The sequence below is a fragment of the Pseudomonas sp. MD195_PC81_125 genome (genome assembly GCF_014060985.1).
Lineage (GTDB): Bacteria > Pseudomonadota > Gammaproteobacteria > Pseudomonadales > Pseudomonadaceae > Aquipseudomonas > Aquipseudomonas parakoreensis.
The window spans coordinates 1-9,160 of sequence record NZ_JABULD010000712.1 but is presented as its reverse complement, the minus strand read 5'-3'; the positions used below and the strand labels follow the sequence as shown (position 1 = coordinate 9,160).

9 protein-coding genes and 1 pseudogene are annotated in these 9,160 nt (G+C 60.8%); 2 read left to right on the top strand and 8 right to left on the bottom strand.

The window, feature by feature from the left end; genetic code table 11:
- Nucleotides 1–360 (top strand): GNAT family N-acetyltransferase (locus tag HT737_RS28155; RefSeq protein WP_182404449.1); only part of this gene is annotated, 360 nt, incomplete at its 5' end.
- Nucleotides 361–522: 162 nt separating this feature from the next.
- On the opposite strand, the gene HT737_RS28150 is transcribed toward HT737_RS28155, so the two are convergent.
- The 8 genes and pseudogenes from HT737_RS28150 to HT737_RS28115 form a co-directional block, all read right to left on the bottom strand.
- Entirely contained in the window at nt 523–1,515 is a 993-nt protein-coding gene (locus HT737_RS28150; RefSeq protein WP_182404448.1) for an aminotransferase class I/II-fold pyridoxal phosphate-dependent enzyme, read from the bottom strand.
- 154 nt (nt 1,516–1,669) lie between these two features.
- Entirely contained in the window at nt 1,670–2,224 is a 555-nt protein-coding gene (locus HT737_RS32885; protein ID WP_374011202.1) for an ABC transporter permease, read from the bottom strand.
- A 283-nt stretch (nt 2,225–2,507) separates the two neighbouring features.
- Nucleotides 2,508–2,852 (bottom strand): annotated as a pseudogene (locus HT737_RS28140) (ABC transporter ATP-binding protein); the annotation flags it as partial.
- Between the two features lie 133 nt (nt 2,853–2,985).
- The gene (locus HT737_RS28135) at nt 2,986–3,633 is read right to left on the bottom strand and encodes an amino acid ABC transporter permease (RefSeq protein WP_182404446.1); all 648 of its coding nucleotides are present in this window, start codon (nt 3,631–3,633) and stop codon (nt 2,986–2,988) included.
- Nucleotide 3,634: 1 nt separating this feature from the next.
- Nucleotides 3,635–4,315, bottom strand: a complete 681-nt coding sequence (locus HT737_RS28130; protein ID WP_095669149.1) for an amino acid ABC transporter permease — start codon at nt 4,313–4,315, stop codon at nt 3,635–3,637.
- Nucleotides 4,316–4,318: 3 nt separating this feature from the next.
- Nucleotides 4,319–5,095 carry an amino acid ABC transporter ATP-binding protein gene (locus tag HT737_RS28125; protein WP_220459537.1) on the bottom strand — a complete coding sequence of 259 codons (777 nt, stop codon included), beginning with the start codon at nt 5,093–5,095 and terminating at the stop codon, nt 4,319–4,321.
- Nucleotides 5,096–5,127: 32 nt separating this feature from the next.
- A complete protein-coding gene (locus tag HT737_RS28120) occupies nt 5,128–6,093 on the bottom strand; it encodes a transporter substrate-binding domain-containing protein (protein WP_095669147.1) in 966 nt (321 codons plus the stop codon).
- 85 nt (nt 6,094–6,178) lie between these two features.
- The gene (locus HT737_RS28115; RefSeq protein ID WP_095669312.1) at nt 6,179–7,612 is read right to left on the bottom strand and encodes an amino acid permease; all 1,434 of its coding nucleotides are present in this window, start codon (nt 7,610–7,612) and stop codon (nt 6,179–6,181) included.
- A 349-nt stretch (nt 7,613–7,961) separates the two neighbouring features.
- Between HT737_RS28115 and HT737_RS28110 the strand changes: the two genes are divergently transcribed.
- Nucleotides 7,962–9,160 (top strand): PLP-dependent aminotransferase family protein (locus HT737_RS28110; protein ID WP_182404445.1); only part of this gene is annotated, 1,199 nt, incomplete at its 3' end.

Genomic DNA, 9,160 nt, shown 5'->3' with positions numbered 1-9,160 from the left:
GCCTGGGAACCGGCGCTGACGTTAACCCCGGCACAACTGACCGGCCATTACGCGGTGCTGGTCGCGGCGGATGGCCCGCCACTGGGATTCTATGGATTGGAGCGCGACGAGGATGGCTGGCAACTGGAGCATTGCTGGGTCGACCCGTCGGCCATGAACGGAGGCCACGGACGACGCCTGGTGGAGCATGCACTGGCTGTGGCACGCGGCCTGGGCGTGTCCACCCTGTCGGTGGAGTCCGATCCGTCGGCCCAAGCCTTCTACGAGCGACTCGGTGCCCGGCATGTGCGCAATGTATCGCGCCCGGTGTGTGGCGAGCCCCGGCAACTGCCGGTACTTGAATGGCGGCTTGGTGAGTAACACTTTGTGGCGAGAGAGGACAGCGGATTTATTGGCTGCTGGCGGGCTGCTTTTGGCCTATGACAGTTGTTTGTGGGTGGCAGCTATCGGGTTCCAGTGGAGATTGGGAAGCGACCGCTCCAGCGGCAGCTTTCAACCCAAAGCATACACCGCAAATCGCCGCTATTCCTTGTGGCGCAACACATCGACAAGCAATGAAAACGCGGGCGAAGCGTGGCGGCGGCTTGGGTAATAAAGATGGTAAGGCTCGAAGGTTTTACGCCAGCTCCCTAGAACTTCGACCAGATCTCCGGATTCCAGCGATTCGCGGAAGTACGCCTGCGGTAGGTAGGCGAGGCCGAGTCCGGCCATAGCAGCATCACGTACGGAGGCGATGCTGTTCGTGACCAATGAACCTTCCACTTTCACGCGCTGCTCTTTTCCCGCTTTTGCGAATAACCAAGCGAAGTGTTCGCCGTGTGTGGGCAAGCGCAGGTTGATACAGGAATGCTCGGTGAGGTCGTAATGATGGAAGCGGTAGGCGTCGTCCCAGAACAGCCGGAAGTCCGGCGCGGCGCAGGGCATTCCGGCAAGCCTGCGCACGGTATCGTCGCTGTAGATATCGCCGGTTGGATTGCTGTAGCAAGGGCTGCACCACATGCCTTTGATGGTGGGGTCGCTGACCACCAGGGCCTCGACATAATCCACATCGGGACCGGTACCGGTCAGCGGCACCGGGATCATTCTGATCCCCAGTGCCTCACATATTGCAAAGTGTCGGTCGTAACCCGGAACGGGGCAGATGAAAGCAATCTCATCACCGACCTTCCATGGGGCATGCCCGGGCACTCCGAACAGGCAGGCGAACAGCATCGCGTCATGCATTAATTCGAGGCTGGAATTCCCAGCGGCAACCACCTGCGTGCTGTCGACACCCAGCAGTTCGGCACCGAGCCGCCGAGCGTCCTGCAACCCCAGGGTTTGCCCATAGTTTCTGAGGTCGACCGCGCCCCCTTGTTGCAACTCGGCGATGCTCAATTCGCCGGCCAACTGCGCCGAGCACAGATCCAGCTGCTCGCTGGAAGGTTTGCCGCGCGTCATGTCGACGGCCAGGTTTACAGCGCTGAATTCTTCAAATGTCCGAAACATATCATCCTGCGAATAAACGATTGTCATGCGTGGATTGGGAGGCTCGATGCCTGGTCAGCCCCGGACCATGCCCCAGCGGTGCACGGTTCTAGACTCAAGCTCTCTGAATACAAAGCCTTCCACCGCCAAGCCTATGAACACGATGACCAGCAAGCCGGCGAAGACATCCGGGATCTCCAAGTCATTGCGTTTTTCGAAAAATGAACCAGCCGATGCCGCCGCCAGAGGATGAGGCGCCGAATACCAGCTCAGCGGCGATCAGCGTGCGCCAGCCGAATGCCCAAGAGACTTTGAGCCCGGAAATGACGGCGGGCATGGCGGCCGGGAACAGAACGCGGGCGACGTAGCTGACGGGCTTGGGCCCAGGATTGCGACCGGCCATGCGCAAGGTTTCACTGACGCCTTTGTATCCAGCGTGCACGTTCAGCGCCAACGGCCACAGAACGGAATGGGCCACGACAAACAGCATGCTGCCGTTGCCCAGTCCGAACCACAGGAGAGCCAGTGGCAACAAGGCGATGGCCGGCAATGGATTGAACATGGCGGTTAGCGTGGTCAGCAGATCACTGCCAAACCGCGTGGTGATCGCCAGGGTGGTAAGGACAATGGCGCTCACTACGCCAATCGCATACCCCTCAAGCAGCATGACCAGGGAGTTGAGCATCCGGTGCGGCAAGACACCATTGCCGATGGAGTGAACCAGGGCTGCAATGATCGATGACAGCGTCGGCACCATCAGCGAATTGTTCAGCCAGCGCGCATAAAGCTCCCAGACCAGCGCCAGAATCAGCAGAATGAAGGCACGCCGGATGGCATCATGGCGGGTGACCCGCTGCTACGCCGGAAGCCGTGCTGGCTGCATGACCGTGCCCGGTTCGAGCAGGTGTTCGGCAATGTAATCGTTGCGTACGGTTGTCTTAGACCTGTTCATTTTGGGTGTCCCGATACTGTAAAAGCATGTTGGTGATCTGCTGTTCCAGGTCTTTGCGTCGTTCCTCACCCCAATGTTCCGGGCATGACAGTTCGGCACGCACCTGTCCCGGGTGCGGTGACATCACCAGAATCCGGGAACCGATGCGAGTCGCCTCGTCAATGCCATGGGTGACGAACAACATGGTGAATTTCAGTTCGTCCCAAAGCTCCAGCAATTCGTCCTGCAGGCGGCGCCGGGTCAACGCATCCAGAGCGGCAAACGGCTCGTCCATCAACAGCACATCGGGCTCCATGGCCATGGCCCGGGCGATCTTGTCCATTGCCCGCTCCTGCCGCTCGCGCGCACTCCATTCCCGCCGAGCGAGCATCGGGAACATCACGTTCTCCAACACCGTGCGCCACGGAAACAACTGATCGAACTCCTGGAATACCTGCAGAAGCGTTCAAAAAGCAAGCCATGCCCTGGTTCAAGGAAAGACTGGCGTTTACCTCGAATTGAACCTGCACAAGGCACATCCTGAACCAGTGCGGCTCGCGCGGATTAAATACCGACGAGCCGCTGGTTCAATGCCTCGCCTTACGCTCGAGTAACCGCACCCCCAGCGACAGCGGGTAACACAGAACGAAGTAAATCGCGCCGACCAGGATGTAGATCTCCAGTGGCATGAAGTACACCGAGCTCAAATCCTGGGCACGCAGCATCAGATCCGGCGCGGCGATCAGCGACGCCACCGAAGTGTCCTTCAACAGCGAGATCGCCACATTGCCAATGGGCGCCAGAACAATACGAATGGCCTGCGGCAGTACCACCCAGTGCAGCACTTTGAGACGCGGCATGCCAATCGCCTTCGCGGCCTCGACCTGCCCTTTGGGCACCGCCTCCAGACCCGCACGGTAGATCTCCGACAGATACGCGGCCGCATTCAACCCCAAGCCGATCATCGCCGCCTGGAACGAACTGAACTGCACGCCGATTTCGCTCAGGCTGAAATAGACAATGAACAGCTGCACCAGGGCCGGGGTGCCGCGGAACACCTCGATGTAGATCAACGCCGCACGCCGCAGCGGCCGGCTCACCGAGAGACGTGCCAGCGCCACCAGCAAGCCGACGATAAGGCCGATCACCAGCGCGCCGAAGGCCAATTGAAGCGTCGCCCACGCCGCCGACAACAGCTCGACATGCGTGGCTTCCCACAACTCGCCATAACCCATGTCAATGCTCCTTGACGACGTTGAGGCGGCGCTCGGTGCGAGCGGCCCAATGCGAAAGCACCAGGCTCAGGATCAGGTAGATCATGGCCAGCAGGAAGTAGATCAGGTTGGTCTGGTACGTCTCGCTGACCAGCATTTTCGCCTTGAAGGTCAGCTCCGGCACGGCAGCTGCCGAGGCCAGCGAGGTGTCCTTGAGCAGGCCGATGGCAAAGTTGGCCATCCCCGGAATGGCCACTTTGAAGGCCTGGGGCAGCACGATGATGCGCATCGCCAGCGATCGCGTCATACCGATGGACCAGGCCGCTTCGCTTTGCCCGCGATCGATGGTGCGGATGCTTGAACGGAACACCTCGGACAGGATCGCCGCACCGTTCAGGCCGAAGCCGATGATCGCCGCACCGACAGCCGGCAGGGTAATGCCGATGTAGGTCAGGCCGAAGTACAGGATGAACAGCTGGGTCAGGATCGGAATGTTACGGAAAATCTCCAGATAGACACTGGCGATCAGGCTCAGCAACCGACTGCGCGACAGGCGCATCAGCGCCAGACAGAAGCCCAGTACGGCCGCCACGACGAACGCGGCGGCCGTCAGGCCAACTGTGGTCAAGGCGCCGATGCCCAGCACGTGCAAAAAGTACGGCAGCATCTCGAGGGCTTTGTGCAGGGCAGCGGAATCGATCATCGATCAATGCTCCTGCACGGCACGAATGAAAGAACGAGTGCGGTCGACCTGGCTCTCGCGGAAGATCTGCCGCGGCGGCCCCTGCTCGACGATATTGCCGTCGGCCATGAAGATCACCTGATCGGAGACGCTCTCGGCGAAATGCATTTCGTGGGTGACGATAATCATCGTCATGCCCTCCTCCGCGAGCTTGCGCATCACCCCAAGCACTTCGCCGACCAGTTCCGGATCGAGCGCCGAAGTGGCTTCGTCGAACAGCATTAGCTTCGGCCGCATCGCCAGGGCCCGGGCAATGGCGACACGCTGTTGCTGGCCGCCCGACAGTTGCTCGGGGTACACGTCACGCTTGGCGAACATGCCCACTTTGTTCAGCAGGTCCTCGGCCATCGCCACCGCCTCACGGCGTTCGCGCTGCTGGACCCTGAGCGGACCGAGGATGATGTTCTCCAGCACCGAGAGGTGCGGAAACAGATTGAAGCGCTGGAACACCATGCCGATCCCGGTGCGCATCCGCGCCAGTTCCCTGTCGCTCATGGGCACCTTGCGCGTACCGACAAGGCGCTGGCCGATCAGCGCGTTATCGATGTAGATGTCACCGCGGGTCGGCTCTTCCAGGTAATTGACGCAACGCAGCAAGGTGGTCTTGCCCGAGCCGCTGGGCCCGATCAGCGAGATTTTCTGGCCCTGCTGCACATTGAGGTCGATGCCTTTGAGAACGTCCAGGCTACCGAAGGACTTGTACAGTCCTTCGATGCGCACCAGTGGAGTGGATTCAGCCATGAGCAATGTCCGTAAGTGAATGACAAGACGACTCAGGCAAAGGCCTGACTGAAATCACGCGGCGCATGTTCGAACGGGCCGATGAGATTGCCCTGCTCGTCACGGTCGACGCCGATCCGCGGGTCCTTGGCCGGTGGCACCAGGTAATCCGGATTCTTGATCCCGTACTTGGCCAGGATCGGGCGGATCTGATCCGTCGCCTTCAACCAGCGCAGCCCTTGATTGACGCCATCGAACAGATCCTGGTTCTGCGGATGCACGCCCCAGATCGCCTCGAACTTGGCGGTCAGGCTGGGGAATTTCTCGTCGTAGGCCATGGGGATCTGCTTGAGCTTGAGACTGGGATCCTGAAGGATCATGTAGTCGATGGTCGGGGCGTCCAGCACGGCAAAATCCAGGCGTCCGGCGCGCACGTCGCGCAGGCAGGAATCGGTGTTGTCGTAAAGCTTGACCTCCTTCACACCGTCGATTTTCTTCATGTCCGGGATGGTGAAGTAACCGGTGATGGCGCCGATGGTACGGCCCTTCACATCGTTGACCGTGATCGAGGTCTGGAACGGCTCGCTGTCGCGCATGATCACGTAGGCGCCGGTGTAGAACACCGGATCGGTGAGCAGCAGGATCTTCGAACGCATCGGATTCCAGGCGAAGTTGCCACCGAACCAGTCGGCACGCCCGGAGCGCACCGCCTCGACCACCGCCGGGAAGCCCATGGTCAGCACATCGAGCTTGAGTTCGAGGCGGTCGGCAATGAGTTTGAGCAACTCCAGATCGGTGCCGATCGGCACACCTTCGCGCAACGCGCCCAAGGGCATATCGCCCAGGCAGGCGGCGGTCAGATAGCCGGGGCGCACGGTCTTGATCGGCTTGTCGGCGGCGAACGCGAAGGACATCGGCCCCGTCGCACTGGCGACCAGTGCCGCCAATGAGCCATAGCCGGCAGCCTTGAGCAATCCGCGCCGAGAAAAACCCTGGGGAGCAAACTTGAAATCGGACATAGGTCACCTGTTGGCAAATTTATTGTGTTGACCGGTACAAGCCTTACCACTCCATTGCCGTCCCTGGCTCGAACGCTTCCGGAATTCACGAACGCGTCGACAGGCCCGCGAGGATGTCGATCGCGCTGACATGCGCTGTGGGGGTCTGCTGGCGACGACGCTTGAGCAGCCAATACGCCGCGGAGACCACGCCGAGACTGACCAGGCTGGCGAGGAACTGGGTACGCAGCGATTGCTGGAATGCCATGGCGACCAGAACGCCCGCAATGACTGCCACCACAGCATAGGACAGCCAGGGAAACAGCCACATCCTGAGGGTCAGCCGGCTCGGCGCCGTGGCTTCGACCTGGCGTCGAACCTTGATCTGCGCCAGCGCCACCGCCAGGTACACGAACAGCATCACGGCCCCGGAAGCATTGACCAGAAACAGGAACACTCCCTGCGGCGAAATGATCGCCGCCATGATCGCGATATAACCGATCACACTGCTGAGCAGCACCGCTGCCCTGGGCACCTTGCGTGCGGTCAGCACTGCCAGCTGCGCCGGCGCATCGCCCCGCTGACTGAGGCCGAACAGAATCCGCGAAGACACATACAACCCTGAATTCAGTGCCGACAACACCGCCACCAGCACCACCGCCTGCATGATCATTGCCGCGCCTGGAATGCGCATGACGTCGAGCGCCGCCACGAACGGCGAATGCCCGGCCACGATCTGCCCCCAGGGCACCACGCAGACAATCAGGAAGATCGAGCCGACGTAGAACGTGATGACGCGGAAAATCACCGAGCGGGTCATGTTCGCCACGTTCTTCGAGGGGTCGTCCGATTCGGCAGCGGCGATGGTGGCGATCTCCGCCCCGCCGACGGCGAAAATCACCGTCGGCACGCCAGCCAGAATCGCGCTCACGCCATACGGCATGAAACCGCGGTCATTCACCAGATTACCCAGCAGCGCGCCAGTGCTCGGCGCGAATCCGAACAGGTAGGCGCCGACGACGAAAATAAACACGATGATCGCGAAGACTTTCAGCGAAGCGAACCAGTATTCGAATTCGCCATAGGACTTCACCGACAGGCAGTTTATCGCGGTCATCACGGCCAGCAGGCTGAGACCGATCACCCAGGCGGGCAGCGCTATCCATTGTTCGAGGATGTTGGCGCCGACCACCGCTTCCACCGCCACCACAATCACCCAGAAATACCAGTACAACCAGCCGCTGGTGAACCCGACCCAGTTGCCCAGGCCAATCCGGGCGTATTCGGTAAAGGAACCGACACCGGGCAACGCCACGGCCATTTCACCCAGCATGCGCATCACCAGCATGACCACGATGCCGGCAGCGAGATAACTGAGGAAAGCGGCCGGGCCGATCGCCTGAATGGTGGCACTGCTGCCGACGAACAGTCCGGCGCCGATGATCCCGCCCAGGGAAATCATGGTGATGTGACGCTGGCGCAACGCCCCGCTGAGGCGTTGGCGAGAAGCCTGGTTCTGGTTTGGCTGAACGTTGTTCATGGCAAGACCTGCGCAGTAATGGATGAGGTCGACCGACCAGACAATTTCATCGAAGACTTTGCGTGAGGGGGACAACACACCGGATACTCTGTGCCGCCAACTGTCTGGCGCAGGGCTTGGTGGTGTCTGCAAGCCGGGATCGAACCCGGCCGGAACGGTTTGTTAGTCATGTGCGTACCCGTTTAACTGCGACATGGCAGCTATTTTCTTATTGTGTTGCATGACAAGCATTACAACTCACACACTAATCACGGGTTTTTAGCTTGTCAATGGGCGTTGTATCGGATAAAAAGCAATACAAATTTGCTTATTGTCTTGCTGCAAGCATGACAAGCAGGGATAAAGCATCATGAGTCAATTCGAACAACTGCTGGACGAACTCAAGGCTGGTGCAGCCTTGCAACGAGACAAGGCAGAAACGCTTTACGCGCAGTTGGCCGACTCGTTGGCCGAGGCGATCGGCAACGGCAGGCTCAAGCCGGGCGAACGTCTGCCACCGCACCGCGATTTCGCCAGCGCACTGGGGGTCAATATCACCACCGTGACCAAAGCCATGGCGGTGCTGCAGCAGAAAGGCCTGGTCGAAAGCCGCCCCGGTCGCGGCACCCAGGTCGCCCAGCCACGGCATCCGGCGGCGCAGTTTCAATCGGCACCGAGCAATGATCCGGGCACCGTCGACCTGAGCGTCAATCGCCCGGCCACCGACGGTTTCAATCGCGTGTTGGGGCAGTTGCTGCCCAAGCTCTCAGGCGATCCGCGCTTTACCGACATGAAGGACTATCACCCATCCGAAGGCCCGCTCTGGGCCCGCGAAGCCGCCGCGCAATGGTTGCGTCACACCGGCGTGCAGGCACAGGCCAGCCAGATGCTGATTGTCGAAGGTGCCCAGCACGGCATTGCCAATACCTTGCGCAGCCTGACCAACAGCGGCGACACCGTGCTGGCCGACAGCGTGACGTACCAAGGCATCAACGCCCTGTGCCGCTCGCTCGGCCTGATTCTGGTCGGCGTCGATGCCGATGCGCGGGGCATGTCACCCGATGCACTGCGCGCGGCGTGTGCGGAACACCAGCCACGGCTGCTGTTTCTGGTGCCGTCGATCCATAACCCGACCGCGATTACGCTCGATGCCGGGCGTCGCGAAGAGCTCGCGAGCGTGATTCGCGAAACCAATCTGCTGGTGATCGAGGACGATGTGTACCGACCGTTGCTGGATCAGTCGCCGCCGACCTTCGCCGAGCTGCTGCCGGAACGGACGATCTACATTTCGGCGCTGTCCAAGTGCATCGCTCCGGGCCTGCGCATGGGATTTGTCATGGCTCCCCAGCCGTTGGTGCAGGACATCGCCGCGATGCAACGCATCGATTGCTGGAGCACCTCGCCACTGACGGCGTTGATCGCCACCCGCCTGATCGAGGACGGACACGCCGAGCAACTGGTCGCCGAACAGCGCGAAGAATTGCGCAGCCGCCAGGCCCTGCTGGCCACGCATCTCGACGGTCTGGAATTCCAGCACAGTGCGACGGGCACTCATGCCTGGCTCGTGTT